Here is a 23,141-nt window from a genome sequence, read left to right as displayed (position 1 = left end):
ATGATGACCGCCATCTTCGTCTTCATCAAATGCGAGCTGGGCTGCGCCAACGACGTGGCGGCCGACATTGTCGACAATGTCGAATACGTCTCGGAATGCTATTCGACCTCGGGCCAGTATGACCTCCTGGCCAAATTCAGCCTGCCCAAGGACATGGACATCGGGACCTTCGTGACCCGTCAAGTCCAGACCCGGCCGCACATCCGCGACACCTTCACCGTCATCACCTTCTCGCCCTTCACGCCCAGCCGCTGAGCGTTCGCCTCTGATGCTGCGTCAGCCGGAATCCCTGCTAGGGTCCGCCGCATGAGCGAACTGGACGACTTCCGCACAGAGACCCGCGCCTGGCTGGAGGCCAACTGTCCCCTAGAATGCCGCGGGCCGGCGGACGAGGGCGCGGCCATCTGGGGCGGGCGCAACGCCGTCTTCAAGACGCCCGCGCACAAGCTGTGGCTGGACCGCATGGCGGCGCGCGGCTGGACGGCGCCGGAATGGCCGACCGAATACGGCGGCGGGGGCCTGAGCCGCGAACAGGCCAAGGTGCTGACGTCCGAACTGCGCCGCATCCAGGCCCAGCCGGCCCTGAACAGTTTCGGCGTCTGGATGCTGGGCCCGGCCCTGCTGCAGTTCGGGACGGAAGAACAGAAGCAGCGGTTCCTGCCCGAAATCGTGCGTGGCGAAATCCGCTGGTGTCAGGGCTATTCCGAACCCGGCGCGGGCTCGGACCTGGCCTCGATCCAGACCCGCGCCGAAGATCGCGGCGACCACTGGATCGTCAATGGCCAGAAGATCTGGACCAGCTACGCCGACAAGGCCGACTGGATCTTCTGCCTGGTCCGCACCGACCCCCAGGCGCCCAAACATCTGGGCATTTCCTTCGTCCTGTTCGACATGGCCACGCCGGGGGTGACCACCCGCCCCATTACGCTAATCAGTGGCAAGTCGCCCTTCTGCGAGACCTTCTTCGACGATGTGCGGGTCGAGAAGGAAAACCTGGTCGGCACGCTGAACCGCGGCTGGGACGTGGCCAAGCACCTGCTGGCCCACGAACGCACCATGATCGGCGCCATGGGCGAGGTCGCCGCCGGTCGGCCCGTGGGCCAGGTCGCGGCCGACCATATCGGCCTGGACGAGGCGGGCCGCCTGGACGACCCCATGCTGCGCGCCCGCATCGCCGAACTGGAGGTGGACGCCGCCGCCTTCCGCCTGGCCATGGAGCGGGTGGGCGATCAGGTGAAGGCCAAACAGGCCCATCCGGCCATCGCCTCCATGCTGAAATACTATGGGTCCGAGCTGAACAAGCGCCGCCACGAACTGCTGATGGCGGCGGGCGGCCATGAGGCGCTGGAATGGGAAGGCGAGCGGTCGCGCGACGGCGCCATGGCCCGCGACTGGCTGCGCACCAAGGCCAACTCCATCGAGGGCGGGACCAGCGAGATCCAACTGAACATCATCGCCAAGCATCTGCTGCAACTGCCGGGGGCGTGACCCGGCGTCGCGGTCGATAAGGGCCGCCCAGGCCGCGCCGACGCTTGCCCCATGCCGCGACCCGCCTTATCCCCGGCGAATGGCCGCGCCCCTGATCTGCCCTTCGATCCTCGCCAGCGACTTCGCCCGCCTGGGCGAGGAGGTGCGGGCGCTGGAGGCGGCGGGCGCCGACTGGATCCATGTCGATGTCATGGACGGCCATTTCGTGCCCAACCTGACCCTGGGGCCGGACATCGTGAAGGCCATCCGCCCCCACACGACCCTGCCCTTCGACGTGCACCTGATGGTCGCCCCGGTCGATCCCTGGCTGAAGGCCTATCGCGACGCCGGGGCCGACATCCTGACGGTCCATCCCGAGAGCGGGCCGCACCTGCACCGGACCCTGGGCGCCATCCGCGACCTGGGGGCCAAGGCGGGGGTGGTGTTCAACCCGGCCACCCCCCTGTCGATCCTGGAGGAGGTCGTCGACCTGGTGGACCTGGTGCTGATCATGTCGGTCAATCCGGGGTTCGGTGGGCAGAAATTCATTCCTTCGGCCCTGGACAAGATCGGCCGGGCCCGCGCCATCCTGGATCGCGCCGGATCGTCGGCGCATCTGCAGGTCGACGGCGGGGTGACGGCCGACAACGCCGCCGCCTGCGTCGCCGCCGGGGCCGACGCCCTGGTCGCGGGGACGGCCGTCTTCCGGGGCGGGCCCGACGCCTACATCGCCAACATCGCCGGGTTGAAGCGGCCGGCATGAGCCCCTTCGGCCCCTTCGCGCGCGACGAACCCTCGGTCGGACCGGACCAGATTCCCGGCCTGCACGGCGCCCCGGTCCGCACCCCGGTGCGGGCGGCGGGAGCGACGACAGGGCCCGGCCTGTGGCCCGCCCTGGCCGCGGGCGCCCTGGCGCGACAGCTGTGGATCGAGCTTTACGGACTGCCCGGCTACGCCCTGACTCTGAAGGGACCAGCGGCCGCCGCCTTCGCCGCCACGCCGCGCGACTATCGCCCCGCGGACCCGGCCACGGGCAAGCTGATCCTGTCGAACCGGTTCACCCTGGCCGGGCTGAGCCAGGACATCGAGGCGGACGCCGACCCCTGGAACCGGCCCAGCCCCAGCCGCGCCTTCGCCGTCGAGCTGCACGCCTTCGCCTGGCTGCCGAGCCTGATGCTCCAGGGCGAGCGCGGATCGCGCGAGGGCCTGCGCCTGACCCTGGCCTGGGGCCAGGCCTTCGCCCGCTGGTCTCCCTTCGCCTGGGGTCCCGAGATCCTGGGACGGCGGGTGATGAACCTGGCCTGCGCCGCGCGCCGCATGGGCCAGGCGGCGACCGATGCCGAACGCCTTCGCCTGGCCGACCTCCTGGGGCGCCAGGCGCGCCAGCTGCTGCGGCCGCCCGGCGGGGCCGCCGGACGGGCCGAACGGCTGACCGCCGCGGCCGTGGCCGGATGCGTCCTGGCCGGATCGGCGGGAACGGGCCTGCGCCGCCGGGCCCTGACGCGGCTTGGCCGGGCCCTGGAGACGACCGTGGGGCCGGACGGTCTGCACGCCTCCCATTCGCCCGAGGCGGGGCTGGAGCTGCTGCTGGACCTTCTGACGCTGGAAGACGCCCTGGCCCAGCTGTCGGAACCGACCCCGCCCGCCGTTGCCCAGGCCATGGATCGGCTGACGCGGGGCCTGCGCATCCTGTCTCTGCCGGATGGGCGGCTGGCGACCTTCCAGGGCGGCGGACCGTCCACGCCCGGCCGCGTTGCGGCGGCCCTGGCCCATGCGGAGCCGGAACCGGAGGCTTTCGACCCGGCCGTCGGACCGGGGCTGGACGGGGTGGGCGGCTTCGTGCGGCTGCGCAGCCCGCTGATGACGGTGATCGCCGACGCGGCCCCGCCCGCGCGCGGTGTCTGGTCCGTCAACGCCTGCGCCCAGCCGGCTGCGTTTGAGATCGCCTGTGGTCGCGACCGGCTGATCACCGGGTCCGGCTGGACCCCGCGCGCAGCCGACCGTCAGGGACTGAGGCTGACGCCCGGCCATTCAACCTTGACCCTGGGCGAGCGTTCGACCGCCGAGCCTCTGGGCGGGTGGAAGAGTGAGGTCCTGGGCCCGCGCCTGGCCGGCCGTCCCCTGCATGTCGAGGTCGAGCGGCGCGAGGGCGAAGGCGCCCTGTGGCTGGAGATCGAGCATGACGGCTGGGTCACCCAGCACGGCCTGCTGCACCAGCGGCGGCTCTATATGGATCAGAGGCTGGACGAACTGCGCGCCGAGGAAAGGCTATATCCGGCCCCCGGCCAGAAGGAGGTGGTGCGCGCCATCGCCGCCCCCTATGCGATCCGGTTCCAGCTGGAGCCCGGCGTCTCGGCCTCCCTGGCGCGGGACCGGCGGTCGATCCTGCTGCGCGGCGCCTCGGGCCGTGGCTGGTGGTTCCGCACCGACGGCCCGGACGTGGCCATCGAGCCCAGCGTCCATGTCGAAGAAGGCCTGACCCGCCGCTCGCTTCAGATCGTGGTGCGCGGCTCGGCCCGCACCGACGCCGAGACCAAGATCCGCTGGAAGCTGAGCCCCGCCGGCGCGCCCGGCGATCCGGCCTAGGTGGAATCGACATTCATCGCATCCAGATCATGGCGGCGGCGAGGTGAACGAAGCCTAGGAAGTGAATGGCTCTGCGATCGTAGCGGGTGGCGAAGCGTCGGAAGTGCTTGAGCTTTGAGAAGCAACGCTCGATGCGGTTACGAGCGCGATAGGCTTCAATGTCGTGGGCGATCAGCACCTTGCGAGTGCGGTTGGAGGGGATGACGGCTTGCGCGCCGGCGTCGGCGATGAGTTGGCGCAGGGCGTTGGAATCGTAGGCCTTGTCGGCCAGCACGGCGCGGGGGCGAAAGCCTTCCAGCAGGGCTGGCGCGGCCAGGGCGTCGCCGCTTTGGCCGGCGGTTAGGATGAACCGGATCGGCCGGCCGAGGGTGTCGGCGGCCATGTGGATCTTGGTGGTCAGTCCGCCTCGGGAGCGCCCCAGAGCCTGATCCGAGGCCCCCCTTTTCCGGTCGCCGCCTGCTGGTGGGCTCGGACCAAGGTGCTGTCGATCATCAGGTACTGATTGTCACGGTCCTTGATCAGGTCGGCGAACACCCGATCCCACACCCCGGCCTTCGACCATCGGCTGAAGCGCTTGTGCAGCGTCTTCCAGCGTCCATAGCGCTCGGGCAGATCGCACCAGTGCGCCCCCGAGCGCAGCACCCACAGCACCCCGTTGACGAACAGCCGGTTGTCGGCGGCAGTCCGCCCAGGATCGCCCGCCTTGCCCGGCAGCAGGTCCGCGATCCGCTCCCACTGAACCTGGCTCAACTCGTAGCGCTTGGCTGACATCAAAAGGGCTCCGTCCATCGAACGGAGCCCTATGAATCAGACATCTCAGCGTCTGAGAATCCTGAATGTCGATATCACCTAGGCCGTTCGCCGCCACAGGCGCATCGCCGCCCCGCCCGCCAAGATCAGAGCAAACAGGATCATCCCCCACTCACCGAGGCTCGGTACGCCCGGCGGCGCGGCGAAGGTCGCGCTGAAATGCAATTCGCCGCCCAGCGACCGACCCCAGCCGGAGATGGTCTCGTCCCGATAGGCGTAGTAGCCGCCGGGGTCATTGTTGACGATCGCCGCCTCCAGTTCGCCGAACTCGCCGGGCGTCACCTGGGCCACGGCCAGCCAATAGGTCTTGGTGGCGTCCAGATAGACATGGGGCTGGGCCACGATCTCGGTAAAGGTGGTGTCCGGCACCACCGTCGGCGCCCCGGTCCAGATGGGCGGACCGACCGGCCCCAGATTGTCCCATTCATAGATCACCGGCCGGACCGTCAGGGTGGCCGATCCGCGCCGGATCCACAGCGAATATTCGGTCAGCGGCCCCTGCCAGCCCGGCGGGGTGATGACCTCGCCCGGCATGGGATGAGAATCGTTCAGGGCCGCGACGTCGCCGGTCGCATTGCTGCCAATCGTCGCCTGGGCCGCCGCGGGCTGGGCCAGGATGAGGACCATCAGGCCCGACAGGACGGCCAGAAATCTGTTTCTCATGGACATTTCCCCTCGCCCTTCAGGGTTGCATCGGACGGTGGCGGCTGCAAGCTGAGCCGCAGAGATCACGGATTTGGTGACCAGCCGGGCAGGCGGTGCTAGAGGGCGCGCCATCCCTCCCCATCCCGCCGAACGGACATCTCCCATGCCCGCCGCTCCCGATTTTCCGCCCGCGCCCGACCGCGTGGCGCCGCGCCGCGCCCTGATCTCCCTGTCCGACAAGGCCGGGCTGGAGGAGATCGCCCGCACCCTGGATGCCGCCGGGGTCGAACTGGTCTCCACCGGCGGCACGCGGGCGGCCATCGCGGCCCTGGGCCTGCCGGTGAAGGACGTCGCCGACCTGACCGGTTTTCCGGAAATGATGGATGGCCGGGTCAAGACCCTGCACCCGGTGGTGCACGGCGGCCTTCTGGGCGTGCGCGACGCCCCGGCCCACGCCCGGGCCATGGACGACCACGGCATCGGCCCGATCGATATCGTCTGGATCGACCTCTATCCGTTCGAGGCCACCGTCGCCGCCGGCGGCGGGTTCGAGGCGGCGGTCGAGAATATCGACATCGGCGGCCCGGCCATGATCCGCTCGGGCGCCAAGAACCACGGCTATGTCGCCGTCTGCGTCGACCGCGCCTCGGCCGAAGAGGTGGCCCAGGCCGCATCGAATGGCGGCACGACGCTGGAGCAGCGCAAGCGACTGGCGGCCGCCGCCTTCGCCCGCACCGCCGCCTATGACGCTGCCGTGTCCGGCTGGTTCGCCGGTCAGGTCGAAGACGCCGCCCCGGCCCGCAAGTCGATCGCGGGCGCCCTGGCCCAGACCCTGCGCTACGGCGAGAACCCGCATCAGTCGGGCGCCTTCTATCGCACGACCGAACCCCGTCCCGGCGTCGCCAACGCCCGCCAGGCTCAGGGCAAGGAACTGGGTTACAACAATATCGCCGACGCCGACGCGGCCTATGAACTGGTCGCCGAGTTCGAGGCGCCGGCCTGCGTGATCGTCAAACACGCCAACCCCTGCGGCGTGGCGGTGGGGAACGACCTGTCGGAAGCCTACGCCCGCGCCCTGGAATGCGACGCCGTCTCGGCCTTCGGCGGGGTGGTGGCCGTCAACCGGCCCCTGACCGAGGCCGACGCCCGCGCCATAACCGACATCTTCACCGAGGTGGTCATCGCCCCCGGCGCCGATGCGGCCGCCCAGGCGGTTTTCGCGGCCAAGAAGAACCTGCGCCTTCTGCTGACCGACGGCCTGCCCGATCCGCTGGCGGCCGGTCAGGTCTTCCGCTCGGTCGCCGGCGGCTTCCTGGTCCAGTCGCGCGACACGGCCCGGATCACGGCGGCGGACCTGAAGATCGTCACCCGCCGCCAGCCGACCCCGACCGAGATCCAGGACATGCTGTTCGCCTTCACCGTGGCCAAGCACGTCAAGTCCAACGCCATCGTCTACGCCAAGGACGGCCAGACGGCGGGCATCGGCGCCGGCCAGATGAACCGCCGCGACTCGGCCCGCATCGCCGCCATCCGAGCGCGCGAAGCCGGCGAGGCCAAGGGTCTGGCCCATTCCCTGGCCCAGGGGTCGGCCTGCGCGTCCGAGGCCTTCTTCCCCTTCGCCGACGGCCTGCTGGAGGCGGTCGCGGCTGGCGCCACGGCGGTGATCCAGCCGGGCGGATCGATCCGCGACGAAGAGGTCATCGCCGCCGCCGACGAACAGGGGGTGGCCATGGCCTTCACCGGGGTGCGCGTCTTCCGCCACTGAGGCCGGGAGACTGGACTCTCAGACCGCCTGGCCCCGCAGCAGGCGCGGCAGGTCGCCCAGGCCGCCGCCCGCCTCCTGCATGAAGGCGCGGCGCAGGGGGCCGATGCGGTTGACCGCCGCCATGCCCAGGTCGCGCGCCAGCCGCACCGGCGGCAGGTCGTTCGAGAACAGCCGCACGAAACCATCGAACCCGGCCGCCAGGGCGGTGTTGTCGAACCGCCGCCAGCGGGCGTAGCGATCCAGCACCGTCTCGGCCCCGATGTCCTCGCCGTTTCGGGCCGCCTCGATCAGGACCTCGGCCAGGGCGGCGGCGTCCTTCAGCCCCATGTTCAGCCCCTGGCCCGCCACCGGATGCACGGCGTGGGCGGCGTCGCCGATCAGGGCCACGCGCGGCGCGGTCAGCCGTTCGGCCAGGCTGAGAGACAGGGGATAGACAAAGCGTGGCCCCTGGACCTGCACCCCGTCCAGGAACGCCCCGAAGCGACGCATCAGATGGGCATGGAAGGCGGCGTCCGACGCGGTCTTCAGCGCCTCGGCCCGGCGGGTGGATTCGGTCCAGACCAGGCTGGCGCGTTGCTCGGTCAGCGGCAGGATGGCGAAGGGGCCGTCGGGCAGGAAATACTCGTGGGCCACATTGCCGTGGTCGCGACCCAGGCCGACCGTGGCCACCACACCCGACTGGCCATAGCCCCAGCCCAGGGTCTGGATTCCCGCCGCGGCCCGCACCCGCGAGCCGCGCCCTTCCGCCCCGATCGCAAGGGCGGCGCGCAGGCGCGCCCCAGCGGCCAATGCCACCGTGACCCCGCCCGCGTCGGCCTGGACATCCGCGACCGAGGCGGGCGCCAGGACCGTCAGCCCAGCGCGCGTCACCGCCTCGGCCAGGGTGGCGCGGATGCGCCGGTTCTCGACCATATAGCCCAGGGGCTCGCCGTCCGTGCGGTCGGCGATCTCGTCGGCGTCGAAGCGCAGGAAGGCGGCCGAGGGGCGGCGGCTGGCCGCGCCGGGGCGACGGCCGTCGGTGACCAGGATGTGATCCATGCGGCAGGCATGGGGCCGCAGGCCTTCGCCGACCCCCAGGGCGTCCAGCATGCGGAAGGTCGAATAGGCGATGGCCGTCGATCGCCCGTCGAAGGTCGGCGTCATCTGGGCCTCGAACGGCTGGGGATCGACCAGGGCGACCTTCAGCCCCCCCTGGGCCGCGGCCAGGGCGAAGGCGGCGCCTGCCAGCCCGGCGCCGGCGATGACGATGTCGTAGCGGTCGGTCATGGCCTCTCTTCGCGCTGTCCGCCGCCGAGGTAAAGCGTCGAGAGGTCGCGGGTTCGAAGAGGAGGTAGGGCTTAGGGCTTAGAAGATGAATGGCTCACCCGTCCCTACTCCCTAAAACCTAAGCCCTCCCCCCTTCCGTGGTGAACAACCCCTTAACCCTGTGCGGCGCAGGATGGGTCGAACCCTGTCCGTTTCGGAGCCGCCCGCCTCCATGTCCGCCGCCCTCGTGCTCGGCCGCCAGGCCTGGTCCAGCGCCCGCCTGATCTGGGACGCGCCCTTCGCCGTGCGATTTCGCGGCATGGTCCAGCTGTTGCTGGCCGGGCTGCTGCTGGTCGCCATGGCGTCGTGGAACCCGGCCGATCCCAGCTGGAACGCCGCCTCAGCCCAAGGGCCAACCAACTGGCTGGGCGGCGGCGGGGCGGTCTTCGCCGACCTGGCGATGCAGTCGCTGGGGCTCAGCGCCTGGCTGGCAGCCCTGACGGCCGGCGCCTTCGGCCTGGCCGGGGCGCTGGGCGACACCCTGCAGCAGCGGCTGAGGATCACCCCCCTGACGACCCTGGGCGCCGTGGCCGGGGTGCTGTTGCTGGCCGGCGGCCTGTCGGCCCTGCCCGCGCCGGCGGCCTGGCCCCTGGCCTCGGGCCTGGGCGGACTTTGGGGCGACGCCGTGATCGGTCTGACCGCCGGCGGTCTCCAGGCCATGGGTCTCGAGGGGGCGCGGCCCTTCGTCGGCGCGATCTTCGCCCTCGCCGGCCTGTGGAGCCTGGGCTACGCCGTCGGCCTGAGGGGCGCGGACCTGGGCCGGGGCCTGAGCTGGAGCCGGTCGCTGCGCGCAACCGCCGCCGAGGCCGCCCCGCCCCGCCCTCGCCGCAAGCCGGCCGCGCCCCGCCCGGCTCCGGTCGCCGATCTTGAGGACGATGACGACGCGCCCCCGCCCTGGGAGGCCGCCCCCGCCCCGACCGCGCCCCGTCGCGGCCCGGCCGAGATCGAGCCCAAGGTGGCCGCCGCCAAGGCGCCCAAACCGCGCAAGATCGACGACCGCCAGTCCGCCTTCGACTTCGGCGGTTCAGAGGGCGGCTTCGACCTGCCGTCCCTGGGCATCCTCGCCAAGCCCCAGACCCGCGCCGCCTCGGTGGACGAGGACGCCCTGAAACAGAACGCCAAGATGCTGGAAGGCGTGCTGCAGGAATTCGGCGTGCGCGGCGTGATCGACCAGATCCGCCCCGGCCCGGTGGTGACCCTGTACGAACTGGTCCCCGCGCCAGGGGTGAAGCACGGCCGCGTCGTGGCCCTGGCCGACGACATCGCCCGGTCGATGTCGGCCCGCGCCTGTCGCATCAGCGTGGTCCAGGGCCGCAACGCCATCGGCATTGAACTGCCGAACGTGAAGCGCGAGACCGTCTATCTGCGCGACCTGCTGGCGTCCGGGGAATACGACAAGCCGGCGCACCTCCTGCCCCTGGCCCTGGGCGAGACCATCGGAGGCGAACCCTATGTGGCCGACCTGGCGCGCATGCCGCACTTGCTGATCGCGGGCACCACCGGCTCGGGCAAGTCGGTGGGGGTCAACGCCATGATCCTGTCGATCCTGTACAAGCTGACGCCCGAACAGTGCCGCTTCATCATGATCGACCCCAAGATGCTGGAGCTGTCGGTCTATGACGGTATTCCGCACCTGCTCAGCCCCGTCGTCACCGATCCCAAGAAGGCCGTCGTGGCCCTGAAATGGACGGTGCGCGAGATGGAGGATCGCTATCGCCGCATGTCCAAGCTGGGGGTGCGCAACATCGCCAGCTACAATGAGCGGGCGCGCGAAGCCCAGGCCAAGGGCGAGCATTTCGAGCGCACGGTCCAGACCGGCTTCGACGACGCCGGGCGGCCGATCTATGAATCCGAGAAGATCCGCCCCGAACCCATGCCCTATCTGGTCGTGGTGATGGACGAGATGGCCGACCTGATGCTGGTCGCCGGCAAGGACGTCGAGGGCGCGGTCCAGCGTCTGGCCCAGATGGCGCGGGCCGCCGGCATCCACCTGATCATGGCCACCCAGCGGCCGTCGGTGGACGTCATCACCGGCACCATCAAGGCCAATTTCCCGACTCGGATTTCCTTCCAGGTCACCTCCAAGATCGACAGCCGCACCATCCTGGGCGAACAGGGCGGCGAACAGCTGCTGGGCCAGGGCGACATGCTCTACATGGCCGGCGGCGGCCGCATCACCCGCCTGCACGGCCCGTTCGTGACCGACCAGGAGGTCGAACAGGTCTGCGCCCATCTGCGGGCGCAAGGCTCGCCCGACTATCTGGACGCCATCACCGACGGCGGCGACGAAGACGAAGGCGGCGACGACTTCGGCGGCGAAGGCGGGGGGTCCGGCGATGACCTCTACGACCGCGCCGTGGCCGTGGTGACGCGCGACCGCAAGGCCTCCACCTCCTATGTCCAGCGCCGCCTCCAGATCGGCTACAACCGCGCCGCCAGCCTGATCGAGCGGATGGAGAAGGAAGGCGTGGTCACCCCCGCCAACCATTCCGGCAAGCGCGAAGTCCTGGCTGGTCCTCCGCCGGTTGTTTGACACCCTAACGCTCACCGCGCGGCGGCTCGCTGCTTGAGGGCAGGTTTGAGGCCCTATCGCTCGCGCCGCGGGCGCTCGCTGCTTGAGGGCGGGAACCTCCGGCGATGAACGGCGCTTCATCGGGCCGCCGGAATATGGTCAGGCTGGCGTCATGACCTCGCCGCGCCGCACCGGCATAAGACGGCCGGAACCTTTGAACAGGAGACCCCGCATGACCCTGTCCCGCCGCGACCTGGCCCTGGGCCTGCCCGCCCTCGCCGCCCTGTGGTCGATCCCGACCATTGGAGCCGCCCAGTCCGGCCTGTCCGCCGAGGACCAGGCCGTGCTTCAGCGCGCCCAGACCTATCTTCAGGGCCTGACCTCGGCCCAGGGCGACTTCATCGAAACCGGCCCGGGCGGCCAGACGCGGCGGGGCCGGTTCTGGCTGCAGCGCCCCGGCAAGATGCGGTTCGAATACACCGACCCGGCGGGGTTGCTGGTGGTGTCGGACGGGTCGAACGTCAATCGCTACGACCCCCGGCTGAACGTCTTCCGCCAGGTGCCTTTGGGCCAGACCCCCCTGTCGACCTTCCTGGCGCGCACCGTGCGGCTGGACCAGGGGGTGCGGATCGACCGCGTCACCCGGATGCAGTCCGGCGCCTTCGCCATCACCGCCCGCGACGCGCGTCGGCCCAACGAGGGGTCGGTCATCCTGGCCTTCGCCGGCGATCCGATGCGGCTGCAGGAATGGACCATCACCGACGCCCAGGGCGGCCGTACCCGGACCCAGCTGACCTCCCTGCGGCCGGCTTCGGGCCTGTCGGCCTCCCTGTTCCAGCTGCGGGATCCGACGCGGCGCCCCGGCCGCGACCGCTGACCCGGCCGTGCCTTGCCAGGCACAGAGGAAATCCGTTCACCCGGACCATTGACGTTTTTCCGGCGACGTGACACTTTGAACACAGGACGGCGGCGGCCGTCCGACCGCTACGGATTCATCCCCCTCCCGGCGGCGAGAGAGAAGAGACTGAGCGCCCGGCCCAAAGCCGGGCGCTTTTTTATCGTCCGGGCGCGATCTTTCCCGCCCCGGATTGATCCAGGCCAAGGCGGTCGGGCGCGCAGGTGACGCAAGGCGGGCGGGTCGCTAAATGTTCGGCCACGGGAGAAACGCAGATGACCACGCGCGCCAACGCCGCCCGCTACATGACCGGCTTCGCCAACCATTTCGCCAGCGAGGCCGCCCCCGGCGCCCTGCCCGAGGGCCGCAACTCGCCCCAGAAGACGCCCCTGGGCCTCTATGCCGAACAGCTGTCGGGCACGGCCTTCACCGCCCCGCGCAGTGAGAACCGGCGCAGCTGGCTCTATCGCCTGCGCCCCTCGGCCCAGCACGGTCCCTATCGGCCGTTCGACCAGGGCGGGGTCCGCTCCGGCCCGTTCGACGAGACGCCGCCCAACCCCAACCGCATGCGCTGGGATCCCCTGCCCCTGCCGGGCGAGCCGACCGACTGGGTCGAGGGGTTGGTCACCTATGGCGGCAACGGCGAGCCGGACGGCGGCGCCGGCGCAGGCATTCACATGTACGCGGCCGACCGGTCGATGACCGACCGGGTCTTCTATTGCGCCGATGGCGAACTGCTGATCGTGCCGCAGCAGGGGGCGCATCGCTTCGTCACCGAGTTCGGCCTGATCGAGGCGGCGCCGGGCCACATCGTCGTCATTCCGCGCGGCGTCCGCTTCCGGGTCGAGCTGGACGGACCGATCCGCGGCTATGTGTGCGAAAACTACGGCGCGCCCTTCCGCCTGCCGGATCTGGGGCCGATCGGCTCGAATGGCCTGGCCAATCCGCGCGATTTCGAGACGCCCGTCGCCGCCTTCGAAGACGTGGATCGCCCCACCGAATGCATTCAGAAATACGGCGGAAAACTGTGGGCCACCACCTTCAACCACAGCCCGCTGGACGTCGTGGCCTGGCACGGCAACCTGGTTCCCTACCGCTATGACACCGCCCGGTTCAACACCATTGGCACGGTCAGTTTCGATCACCCGGACCCGTCGATCTTCACCGTCCTGACCAGTCCGTCCGAGACGCCAGGCACGGCCAATATCGATTTCGTCATCTTCCCGCCGCGTTGGATGGTGGCCGAAAATACGTTCCGCCCGCCGTGGTTCCACCGCAACGTCATGAGCGAGTTCATGGGCCTGGTGTTCGGCGAATACGACGCCAAGGAAGGGGGCGGCTTCGCCCCCGGCGGCGCCAGTCTGCACAACCGCATGAGCGGTCACGGTCCGGACCAGACCACCTATGACAACGCCGTCAAGGCGGAGCTGAAGCCGATCAAGATCGACCGCACCCTGGCCTTCATGTTCGAGACCCGCATGCCCATTCGCACCACCGCCTGGGCCGAAGGCACGCCGACGATGCAGTTGGACTACGACGACGCCTGGACCGGCTTCGACAAGGGGCGGGTCAAGCCATGATGCGCGCGTGGGGCCTGGCCCTGCTGCTGGGTGTCGCGGCCTGTGCGCCGGTCGCCGAAGAGTCTGCGGGCGCGACCCAGACCCTGACCGCCGACGAATGCGCGACGCGGGGCGGCCAGATGCGGCCGGTCGGGCGGATGCAGAGCGTGCGCTGCGTCCTGCGTTACGCCGACGCTGGAAAACCCTGCACCGACGGCGCCCAGTGCCAGGGCGACTGCCGTGTCGAGGGCGACGCCGCCCCGCGCGAGGGCCAGCAGGTCCAGGGCCGCTGCCAGGTCGAGAATGTGCGGTTCGGCTGTTTCACCACCATCGAGAACGGCCGCGCCCAGGCGACCCTGTGCATCGACTGACCCCCTGACGCAAAAAGACCCCGCCGCGCGTGGCGACGGGGTCCGGAAGCGGGCGCCGTAAGAGGGCTTATTGCGCCGCCTTCTTTTCGGCCTCGGTCATGCTGGGCGAGGTGTTGGGCGTATTGGCGGTGGTCATGCCGCCGTCGGCGTTGCCGGCCTGCTGCTCGATGCGGTCGGCCTCGGCGTTCAGGGCGCGTTCCTGGGTCTCGGTCGGGGCCTGGGCGGCCTGGGCCTCCAGGGCGTCGGCCTGCTGTTCGGCGGCCTTGTCGGCGGCGCTTTCACCGCAGGCGGCCAGACCGGCGACCGAGAAGGCGGCGATGGCGGCGATGGCGATCTTCTTCATGGACTCTTCCTTCCAGAACGAGGGGAGCCCCGGTAACGCCTGCGCCCGGCGCGGGTTCACGCCGCCGTGATCTTTTCCTGCGCCCAGGCCACCCGGGCCGCGCCTAGCAGGGCCGCCTGCTTGTGGGTCACCACCCAGGTGGGGATGGCCTCCAGATAGGGCTGGAACCGGCCCTTTCTCTCGAACCGCTCGCGGAAGGGGCTGGCCTTCAGGAAGGGCAGGATGCGCGGCGCGATTCCCCCGGCCACATAGACCCCGCCGCGCGCGCCCATGGTCAGGGCGATGTCCCCGGCGACAGACCCCAGGATGGCGCAGAACCGGGCCAGGCTGGCGCCGCAGGGGCTGTTCGGCTCGGCCATCGCCTGCCGGGTGATCTCGGCGGGCTCGTCGATCCGGCTCTCGCGCCCGTCGATCTCGGCCAGGGCGCGGTGCAGGTTCAGCAGGCCCGGCCCGCAGATCAGCCGCTCGATCGACACCCGGTCATAACGGCGGCGCAGGATGCGCAGCACCTCGTCCTCGACCGCGTCATTGGGGGCGAAACAGGCGTGACCGCCCTCGGACGGCAGGGCGATCTCCCGCCCCTCGCGGTCGCGCGCCAGGGCCGAGACGCCGAAGCCCGTGCCGGGGCCCAGGACGGCGATGGCGGCATGTGGATCGCCCACCTCGGGCCCGCCCAGTCGCTCCAGGCCTTCGGCCGGCACAACCGGCGCGCCCCAGGCCTGGGCCTCGAAGTCGTTGATCAGCCGGACCGGGCCCAGCCCCAGGGTCCGAAGCTCGTCCTCCGACACCCGCCAGGGCGAATTGGTCAGGTCGATGGCCCCGTCCGTCACCGGCCCGGCCACGGCGATGACCCCGCCGGTCGGCTTGTCCGCACAGCCGTCGATGAAGGCCTTCACCCCACCCAGGAAGGTCGGATGTTCGGACGCCGGGAAACTCTCCTGGTGCTCCAGCACCGGGCCGGCGTCGGTCCAGCGGGCCAGGGCGAAGCGGGCGTTGGTGCCGCCCACGTCGCCGACCAGAAGCGTGCGTTCGGACGCCCGGCTCATGCGTCCACCGCCCGGTCGACGATGTTGGGATCTGGCGGAACGTCCTTGTGCTCGGCCGCCCCCACCGGCGGCAGGAAACAGACCGAGGCCCCCGCCTCGGCCGCGCCCACGGCCTGGCGGAAGGCGGCGAACAGTTCGCGGCCATAGCCCCAGCCCGCGCCTTCGGCATGTTCGGGCGCCCAGCGCGCGGCTGGCCGCGCGGCCAGGTCCCCGGCGCCGAGCGTGGTCAGGACGCCGGCCTCGGGATCCAGTCGGATGATGTCGCCGTCGCGGATATGGGCCAGGGGACCGCCGGCCAGGGCCTCGGGCGAGACATGGATGGCGGCCGGGGTCTTGCCGCTGGCCCCCGACATGCGGCCGTCGGTGACGAAGGCGACCTTGAACCCCTTGTCCTGAAGGACGCCGAGCGCGGGCGACAGGCTGTGCAGTTCGGGCATGCCGTTGGCGCGCGGCCCCTGGAAACGCAGGACCACCACCACGTCGCGGTCCAGTTCGCCGGCCTTGAACGCCTCCAGCGCCGCCTCCTGGGTTTCGAACACAGCGGCGGGGGCTTCGACGATACGGTTCTCGGGCTTGACCGCGCTGACCTTGATGACCGCCCGGCCCAGGTCGCCCTGGACCAGCCGCAGGCCCCCGTCCTTCTGGAACGGATCGGAGGCGGGACGCAGGATGTCCCGGTCCAGGCTCTCGCCCAGGCCGTCGCACCAGACCAGTTCGCCGTCCTCCAGCCTCGGCTCCTGAAAATAGGGTTCGATCCCCCGGCCCATGATGGTGGTCACGTCGGTGTGGATGTTCCCGGCCCGGGCCAGTTCGCGGATCACGAAGGCCGTGCCGCCCGCCGCCTGGAAGGCGTTCACATCGGCCGAACCGTTCGGATAGACCCGCGCCAGCAGGGGCGTGACGGCGCTCAGCCGGTCCATGTCGGTCCAGTCGATGACGATCCCCGCCGCCCGCGCCATGGCCACCAGATGGATGGCGTGATTGGTCGATCCGCCGGTGGCCAGCAGGGCCACGATCATGTTGACGATGGATTTCTCGCCCACGACCTGGGCCATCCGGCCCTCGCCGCTGTTGGCCAGTTCCACCGCCCGCTTGGCCGCCGCCGCCGTCAGGGCGTCGCGCAGGCCCGTCTCCGGATGGACGAAGGCGGTCGAGGGCATATGCAGGCCGCCGATCTCCATCATCATCTGGTTGGAGTTGGCCGTGCCGTAGAAGGTGCAGGTGCCGGGCGAATGATAGCTGCCGACTTCGCTGGCCAGCAGGGTCTGTCGGTCCACCTGACCCTGGGCGTAGAGGGCCCGCACCCGCGCCTTCTCGGCGTTCGGAATGCCCGACGGCATCGGCCCGGCCGGGGCGAAGACGACCGGCAGGTGTCCGAAGGCCAGCGTCCCCATGAACAGGCCCGGCACGATCTTGTCGCAGACGCCCAGGGCCATGACGGCGTCGAAGGCGTCGTGGCTCAGCGCCACACCCGTGGACATGGCGATGACGTCGCGGCTGAACAGGCTCAGCTCCATGCCTGGCCTGCCTTGCGTGACGCCGTCGCACATGGCCGGGGCGCCGCCCGCCACCTGGGCCGTGGCGCCCGCCTCGCGCGCCGCCTGGCGGATGATCTCTGGGAACCGCTCGAACGGCTGATGGGCCGACAGCATGTCGTTATAGGCTGTGACCACCCCGACGTTCGGCGCCTGGCCGCCCATCATGGTCAGCTTGTCCGAGGGAGTCTGGCCGGCAAAGGCATGAGCCCAGTTGGCGCAGGACAGCTTGGCCCGGCCCACGCCGCGGTCACGGGCGGCGTCCATGCGGCGCAGATAGTCTTCCCGCGCCGGGCCGCTGCGGTCCACGATGCGGTTGGTCACCTCGGCGACCACGGGATGCAGGGTCATGGCGCGCCCTCCGACCATAGAATTTCCAGCGGAACCTCATGGGCCACCAGGGCGGCGATGGGGGTCATGGCCGGATCGCCCGCCGCCTGCTCCTCGAACACGGCGCGCTTCCTGGCGCCGGTCAGGGCCAGCACCACTCGCCCCGCCCGCATCAGATAGGGCAGGTTGATTGTCAGCCGTTCCAGCGCCGGCGCCATCCCCTCGCGCCCCGCCGGGACGCCGAGGACCGCCGGGTCCAGTCCGGGGCTGAGCAGGGTCTTCAGCGTCGGGCTGCCGGGAAAGATCGAGCAGATGTGCCCATCCTCCCCCATGCCCAGCAACACGGCGTCCAGCCGCCCTTCCGGCCTCAGGGCCGCGGTCGCTAGGGCGGCCGCCCGATCCACGGTCACCGCCGGGTGATACAGCGGAACGAAGCGCGCCGCCGAAGCCGGACCCGTCAGCAGGGTCTGTTTCAGCAGGCGTGCGTTCGACCGGTCGTCGCTTTCGGGCACATAGCGTTCGTCGATCAGGGTGGCGACGATGCGTGACCAGTCCAGCGGCGCCTCCGCCATCCGGCGATAGATCGGCCCCGGCGTCGATCCGCCCGAACCGGCGAATGTGGCGCGGCCGTTCGCCGCCACCGCCTCGGCCAGGGCGCCGGTCAGACGCTCGGCGCAGGCGGCGGCCCAGTCGGCGCCGCGATCAAAGCTCTGGACCTCAGGCGTCATCGGCGTTCCATGCCCGCCCGGTGCGCGACAGCAGCAGGTCCGCCGCATCGGGGCCCCAGGTCCCGGCCGCATAGGGCAGGGGCCGGACATGGGCGCCGGCCCAGGCCTCGGCCACCTCGTCCACCCATTTCCAGGCCTGCTCGGCCTCGTCGCGGCGGACGAACAGGGTGGAGTCCCCGGCCATGGCGTCCAGCAGCAGCCGCTCATAGGCGATCCGGCGACGCGGCGGCGCGGCGGTCTTGCCGTCAACTCCCCACGACAGGCTCATCCGGATGGGCTGAAGCTGCATCCGCTGGTCCAGGCCCGGCCGCTTGTTCATCACCGTCAGGCTGATGTCCTCCTCGGGCTGCAGCTCGATGATCAGCCGGTTGTCCTGAAGATCCCCCCGGTCTCCGCGGTCGAAGATGGAATGGGGCACCGGCTTGAACTGGATCACGATCTCGGTGCGCTTCTCCGCCAGCCGCTTGCCGGTGCGCATGAAGAAGGGCACGCCGGCCCAGCGCCAGTTGTCGATGTCGGCCCGGATGGCGACGAAGGTTTCGGTGTCCGACGCCTGGCCGCGCTCGGTTTCATAGGCGTCCACCTCGCGCCCCTCGACCACGCCCGCCTGATACTGGCCGCGCACGGTGACGCGCTCGACCTCCTCATGGGTGACGGGGCGCAGGGAGCGCAGCACCTTGACCTTCTCGTTGCGCACCGAGTCCGGGTCCAGGTCGCTGGGCGGCTCCATGGCCACCAGGCACAGCAGTTGCAGCATGTGGTTCTGCAACATGTCGCGCAGGGCGCCGTACTCGTCATAATAGGGCCAGCGGTCGCCCACGCCCACCGTCTCGCCCACGGTGATCTGGACGTGGTCGATGGTCAGGTTGTTCCACAGCGGCTCGAAGATGGTGTTGCCGAACCTCAGGGCGATCAGGTTCTGGACCGTCTCCTTGCCCAGATAGTGGTCGATGCGGAACACCTGCCGCTCGTCGAAGGCGTGGGACACGGCGTCGTCGATGACGCGGAAACTGTCCAGGTCGCGGCCAACCGGTTTTTCCAGCACCAGCCGATCCTTCGGCCCGGCCAGGCCGGCGGCCTTCATCGCCGTGACGATACGGGCATAGAGCGAGGGTGAGACGGCCAGGAAGCTGGTCGCCCCCGCCTCGCCGACGCGGTCCTTCAGTGGTTTCAGGCTGTCCGCGTCGGTGGCGTCCAGGGCCAGATAGTCCAGCCGGGACGCCAGCCTTTCCCACGCCGCCTCGTCCCAGGCGTTGTCGGCCTGGGCGCGCGCCTGAACCGCCTGACGCACCTTGGCGACATAGGCGTCGCGGCTATCGTCCGACCGGGCCGCGCCGATGATCTTCAGGTCGTCGGGCAGCAGGCCGTCATGTTCGAGGAAATACAGCGACGGCAGCAGCATCCGCATCGCCAGGTCGCCCCCGCCGCCGAAGATCACCAGGGCCGCCATCCGCTTCCTTTCCTGTCGCGCCCGCCCAACGGCGACGCTTCCCTTGGTGTTAGGCCGTTCCCGCACCGCGCGCCAATCGCCGGGATGGGATGAAACACCATGTGACGCCGCCCTCGTATGGAAACAGACGCGGAGCGGGTCCGTTCCGGCGGCTATGGCGAAGCCGGCGCCTTCCCTCTATCTGCGACGCATGAGCAGGATCGTGATCATCGGGGCCGGGCACGCGGGCGGAACGGCGGCGGCCCTGTTGCGGCAGTACGGGCATGAGGGGCCGATCCTGCTGGCGGGCGAGGAGCCGGCGCCCCCCTATCAGCGGCCGCCCCTGTCCAAGGCCTGGCTGAAGGGCGAGGCCGAGCTGGAAGACCTGCTGCTGCGCCCCGAGAGCTTCTATGCCGAGAAGAAGATCGAACTGCGCACCGGGGCGACGGCGACCGCCATCGACCGGGTGGCCCGGACCGTCGCCTTCGCCGATGGATCGGTCGAGCCCTATGACGCCCTGATCCTGGCCCTGGGCTCGACCGCACGCCGATTGCCGATCCCCGGGGCGGATCGGCTCGATCTGCTGGAGTTGCGCACCCTGGCCCAAGCCGAACGGCTGAAGGCCGCCCTGGGCCCCGGCAGGCGGCTGGCGGTGGTCGGCGGCGGCTATGTGGGTCTGGAGGCGGCGGCCTCGGCCCGCGCCCTGGGCGCCCAGGCGGTGGTGATCGAACGGATGGACCGGGTTCTGGCCCGGGTGGCGTCGGCGACCCTGTCGGCCTTCTTCACCGCCCGGCATCGCGCCGAGGGGGTCGAGATCCTGACCGACGCCGAGGTGACCGGGTTCGAGGATGCGGGGGTGCGGCTGGCGGACGGACGGCTGGTTCCGGCGGATGCGGTTCTGGTGGGCGTCGGCGCCTTGGCCAACGACAGTCTGGCGGCGGCGGCGGGCCTGGCCTGCGACAATGGGGTGGCGGTGGACGAACAGGCCCGCACCAGCGACCCGGCCATCTGGGCCATCGGCGACATGACCCACCGGCCCGTGCCGGTGCACGACGGCGCCTTCCGCCTGGAGAGCGTGCCCAACGCCCTGGAACAGGCCAAACAGGCCGCCGCCGCCCTCACCGGCCGCCCGGCTCCGGCGCCCGAGGTTCCGTGGTTCTGGTCGGACCAGTATGACCTCAAGCTGCAGATCGCCGGCCTGCCCGCCGGGGCCGACCGTCAGCTGGTGCGCGGCGACCCGACCGCGCCGGGCTTCGCCGTCTTCCACCTGAAGGGAGACCGGATCGTCTGCGTCGAGGCCGTGAACGCCCCGGCCGAGTTCATGGCGGGTCGCCAGTTCATCGGCCGCCGCACCCCGATCGACACGGCGCGACTGGCCGATACGGCCGTGCCGATGAAATCCGTCGCTCGCGAGTGAGAATAATTCTCAATTAGCCTTGAACGGGGCCGGCGGGAGGGATAATGCGACCGCATCGCAATATCAATTGAGTCTCTCCCATGACCGCCTCCCCGGCCCATACCCTGCGTTCCCTCATCCTGGCCTCCAGCGCCGCCGGCCTGCTGTGCGCCGGACAGGCCATGGCCGCCGACGGCCCGGCCGCCCCCGAGGATCCTCAGGACCCGACCAATCTGGGCACGATCAACGTGGTCGGAGAGCCCACCAAGCGTCAGCCGAGCGGCGCCGAGTTCGTGGCCCCGCTGCAGGACACGCCGCGCTCGGTCACCATCATCCCCCAGCAGATCATCGAACAGACCGCCGCCACCTCGCTGGAGGACCTGCTACGCACCTCGCCGGGCATCACCTTCGGCGCCGGTGAAGGCGGCCAGCCCCTGGCCGAGCGGCCGTTCATCCGCGGTCAGTCGTCGGGCAACAACATCTTCGTGGACGGGGTGCGCGACACCGGCGGCCAGTCGCGCGAGGTCTTCAACCTGGAGCAGGTCGAGGTCATCAAGGGGCCGGACTCGGTCTATTCGGGTCGTGGCTCGGGCGGCGGTTCGATCAATCTGGGCAGCAAGGCGCCGCGCCTGACCGACTTCAACCAGCTGAGCGCCGGCGTCGGCACGGACGGCTACTACCGCGCCACTTTCGACACCAACCACCGCGTCGGCGAGACCACGGCCCTGCGCCTGAACCTGATGTCGACCGCCGGGGACGTGCCCGGCCGCGATGCCGCGGACTTCGAGAAATACGGCATCGCCGCCGCCATCGCCACGGGCCTGGGGACCGACACCACCGCGACCCTGAGCCTGTATCACCTGCGCTCGGATTCCCTGCCGGACTACGGCCTGCCGCTCTACACCAAGCTGGGCGGGGCGACGGCGCCGCGACCCGACGCCTCGGGCGTCCTGGATGTGCCGCGCGACAGCTTCTACGGCCTGACGGCCCGCGACTTCCTGACCAACGAGGTCGACAGCGTCACCCTGAAGCTGGAGCATCGCCTCACCGACAGCCTGACGATCCGCAACGTCACCCGCTATGCCGAGACCCTGAACGACTATGTCGTGACCAATCCCGGCGACGGCGGCGCCGCCCAGCTGATCGGCGGCGAATGGTGGATGAAGCGGGGCCTGAAGTCGCGCTGGAACCCGGCCGAGACCCTGGCCAATGTCACCGACCTCTACGGTTCGTTCCAGCTGGGCGGCCTGACCCACAATTTCGACATCGGACTTGAACTGTCGAAGGAAGAGAACCGCAACGCCGGCTACACCGTCACCACCACCGGCGGCACGGCCTGCCCGGCGCCCCTGACCGGCTTCGACTGCACCCCGGTCTATGCGCCCATCTCCAGCGACCCCTGGACCGGGACCATCGTGCGCGGCGCGGTGACCGAGAACACCACCCACACCACCGCCCTCTACGCCTTCGACTCCATCGCCATCGGCGAGCGCTGGCTGCTGAACCTGGGTCTGCGCTATGACGACTATTCGGTCGATGGTGTCGCATCGACGGGAGCGGCCGTGCCCAAGTCGTCGTGGGACTTCGTCAACTACCAGATCGGTCTGGTTTACAAGCCGACGGCCAACACCAGCCTCTACGCCTCATACGCCACCTCCTCGACGCCGCCGACCATCTCGGCCGGCGACCAGAACAACTCCGGCGGCATGGGCTCGGGCAATCTGGCGACGGAATTGCTGGACCCGGAAGACACCGCGAGCTTCGAGATCGGCGCCAAGACCAGCCTGTTCGCCGACCGCCTCGGCCTGACCGCCGCCCTGTTCCAGACCACCCGCAAGAACGCCCAGATCCTGGTGTCCGCAGGGGTCTATGAGCAGGCCGGGGAGGTCGAGGTTCGCGGGCTGGAAATCGGCGTCTCGGGCAACATCACCCCGGAATGGCAAGTGTTCGGCGGCTATACCTACATGGACTCCGAACTGGTCCGCGGCGCCTACAACAGCGTCAATGTCGGCGACCCCCTGGCCAATACGCCCAAGCACAGCCTCAGCCTTTTCACCACCTATCGCGTCCTGCCCCGGCTGACGGTGGGCGGCGGCCTGTATCATGTGTCGGACCGCTTCGGCGGCAACCAGGGCGGCGCCGGCGGCGGCGGCAACCGCATCTACGCCCCGGCCTATACCCGGGTCGATCTGTACGGCGCCTATGACCTGACCGATCGCGCCAGCCTGCGCCTGAATGTCCAGAACGCCGGCGACGAACGCTACATCATGCGCACCAACGGCGTGCACCACGCCGACGTGGCGCCGGGCCGCCAGGCGATCCTGACGCTGCACCTCCGCTTCTAAAGGCCACGATCCTCGGCCTAGAGCCTGATCCGTTGAGATGGAATCGCTGCGGTGAATCAGGCTCCAGCATTTAG

The 23,141-nt window shown here is 70.2% G+C and carries 19 protein-coding genes; 11 read left to right on the top strand and 8 right to left on the bottom strand.

The features are described from left to right. From KF910_RS10075 to KF910_RS10060, 4 genes are all read left to right on the top strand, one after another. Positions 1–255 (top strand): Lrp/AsnC family transcriptional regulator, encoded by a 255-nt coding sequence (locus KF910_RS10075; protein ID WP_292261445.1) that lies wholly within the window; start codon positions 1–3, stop codon positions 253–255. 51 nt (positions 256–306) lie between these two features. Next, on the top strand, positions 307–1,488 hold the full coding sequence (locus tag KF910_RS10070; RefSeq protein WP_292261442.1) for an acyl-CoA dehydrogenase family protein: 1,182 nt from the start codon (positions 307–309) through the stop codon (positions 1,486–1,488). A gap of 79 nt (positions 1,489–1,567) precedes the next feature. Beyond that, entirely contained in the window at positions 1,568–2,230 is a 663-nt protein-coding gene (gene rpe, locus KF910_RS10065) for a ribulose-phosphate 3-epimerase (protein WP_292261439.1), read from the top strand. Beyond that, a complete protein-coding gene (locus KF910_RS10060) occupies positions 2,227–4,053 on the top strand; it encodes a heparinase II/III family protein (protein WP_292261437.1) in 1,827 nt (608 codons plus the stop codon). Before rpe ends, KF910_RS10060 begins: the two co-directional genes overlap by 4 nt. A gap of 13 nt (positions 4,054–4,066) precedes the next feature. Here KF910_RS10060 and KF910_RS10055 read toward each other — a convergent pair. Then, a protein-coding gene (locus KF910_RS10055; protein ID WP_292258833.1) for an IS5 family transposase occupies positions 4,067–4,824 on the bottom strand; the annotation gives its coding sequence in 2 pieces (ribosomal slippage) (positions 4,067–4,482 and positions 4,482–4,824; 759 coding nt in all). A 78-nt stretch (positions 4,825–4,902) separates the two neighbouring features. Continuing rightward, entirely contained in the window at positions 4,903–5,526 is a 624-nt protein-coding gene (locus KF910_RS10050; protein ID WP_292261435.1) for an IPTL-CTERM sorting domain-containing protein, read from the bottom strand. 145 nt (positions 5,527–5,671) lie between these two features. Between KF910_RS10050 and purH the strand changes: the two genes are divergently transcribed. Beyond that, positions 5,672–7,273, top strand: coding sequence for a bifunctional phosphoribosylaminoimidazolecarboxamide formyltransferase/IMP cyclohydrolase (gene purH, locus KF910_RS10045; RefSeq protein WP_292261432.1), 1,602 nt, complete (start codon positions 5,672–5,674; stop codon positions 7,271–7,273). An 18-nt stretch (positions 7,274–7,291) separates the two neighbouring features. Here the strand turns inward: purH and KF910_RS10040 are convergent, their stop codons facing one another. Beyond that, the gene (locus tag KF910_RS10040) at positions 7,292–8,539 is read right to left on the bottom strand and encodes a UbiH/UbiF/VisC/COQ6 family ubiquinone biosynthesis hydroxylase (RefSeq protein ID WP_292261429.1); all 1,248 of its coding nucleotides are present in this window, start codon (positions 8,537–8,539) and stop codon (positions 7,292–7,294) included. A gap of 211 nt (positions 8,540–8,750) precedes the next feature. Here KF910_RS10040 and KF910_RS10035 point away from each other — a divergent pair, with 211 nt between their 5' ends. The 4 genes from KF910_RS10035 to KF910_RS10020 all read left to right on the top strand — a co-directional run bounded on the left by KF910_RS10035 (position 8,751) and on the right by KF910_RS10020 (position 13,915). Beyond that, positions 8,751–11,111, top strand: coding sequence for an FtsK/SpoIIIE family DNA translocase (locus tag KF910_RS10035; protein ID WP_292261426.1), 2,361 nt, complete (start codon positions 8,751–8,753; stop codon positions 11,109–11,111). 211 nt (positions 11,112–11,322) lie between these two features. Continuing rightward, entirely contained in the window at positions 11,323–11,967 is a 645-nt protein-coding gene (locus KF910_RS10030; protein WP_292261424.1) for a LolA family protein, read from the top strand. Positions 11,968–12,260: 293 nt separating this feature from the next. Further along, positions 12,261–13,565 (top strand): homogentisate 1,2-dioxygenase, encoded by a 1,305-nt coding sequence (gene hmgA / locus KF910_RS10025; protein ID WP_292261420.1) that lies wholly within the window; start codon positions 12,261–12,263, stop codon positions 13,563–13,565. After that, complete coding sequence (locus tag KF910_RS10020) at positions 13,562–13,915, top strand: hypothetical protein (protein WP_292261419.1); 354 nt, start codon at positions 13,562–13,564, stop codon at positions 13,913–13,915. The genes hmgA and KF910_RS10020 overlap by 4 nt, the downstream gene beginning before the upstream one ends. 67 nt (positions 13,916–13,982) lie before the next feature. On the opposite strand, the gene KF910_RS10015 is transcribed toward KF910_RS10020, so the two are convergent. Genes KF910_RS10015 through zwf form a run of 5 tightly spaced genes read right to left on the bottom strand, consistent with a single transcriptional unit; the run spans position 13,983 to position 19,347 of the window. After that, a complete protein-coding gene (locus KF910_RS10015; protein ID WP_292261417.1) occupies positions 13,983–14,258 on the bottom strand; it encodes a hypothetical protein in 276 nt (91 codons plus the stop codon). A gap of 56 nt (positions 14,259–14,314) precedes the next feature. Then, positions 14,315–15,304, bottom strand: coding sequence for a glucokinase (glk, locus tag KF910_RS10010; protein WP_292261411.1), 990 nt, complete (start codon positions 15,302–15,304; stop codon positions 14,315–14,317). Continuing rightward, complete coding sequence (gene edd / locus KF910_RS10005; RefSeq protein WP_292261402.1) at positions 15,301–17,190, bottom strand: phosphogluconate dehydratase; 1,890 nt, start codon at positions 17,188–17,190, stop codon at positions 15,301–15,303. Before edd ends, glk begins: the two co-directional genes overlap by 4 nt. Next, entirely contained in the window at positions 17,187–17,897 is a 711-nt protein-coding gene (gene pgl / locus KF910_RS10000; RefSeq protein WP_292261393.1) for a 6-phosphogluconolactonase, read from the bottom strand. Before pgl ends, edd begins: the two co-directional genes overlap by 4 nt. Beyond that, complete coding sequence (zwf, locus tag KF910_RS09995; RefSeq protein ID WP_292261388.1) at positions 17,887–19,347, bottom strand: glucose-6-phosphate dehydrogenase; 1,461 nt, start codon at positions 19,345–19,347, stop codon at positions 17,887–17,889. The genes pgl and zwf overlap by 11 nt, the downstream gene beginning before the upstream one ends. A gap of 190 nt (positions 19,348–19,537) precedes the next feature. On the opposite strand from zwf, the gene KF910_RS09990 reads away from it, so the two are divergent. Both KF910_RS09990 and KF910_RS09985 read left to right on the top strand, forming a co-directional pair. Beyond that, on the top strand, positions 19,538–20,743 hold the full coding sequence (locus KF910_RS09990) for an NAD(P)/FAD-dependent oxidoreductase (RefSeq protein ID WP_292261384.1): 1,206 nt from the start codon (positions 19,538–19,540) through the stop codon (positions 20,741–20,743). Between the two features lie 80 nt (positions 20,744–20,823). Next, positions 20,824–23,067: a TonB-dependent receptor gene (locus tag KF910_RS09985; RefSeq protein WP_292261382.1), complete on the top strand. Its 2,244-nt coding sequence runs from the start codon at positions 20,824–20,826 to the stop codon at positions 23,065–23,067. The last annotated feature ends 74 nt before the right edge of the window (positions 23,068–23,141 follow it).

The organism is Brevundimonas sp., assembly GCF_019636155.1.
Taxonomy (GTDB): domain Bacteria; phylum Pseudomonadota; class Alphaproteobacteria; order Caulobacterales; family Caulobacteraceae; genus Brevundimonas.
This window is presented reverse-complemented; position numbering and strand designations above follow the sequence as displayed.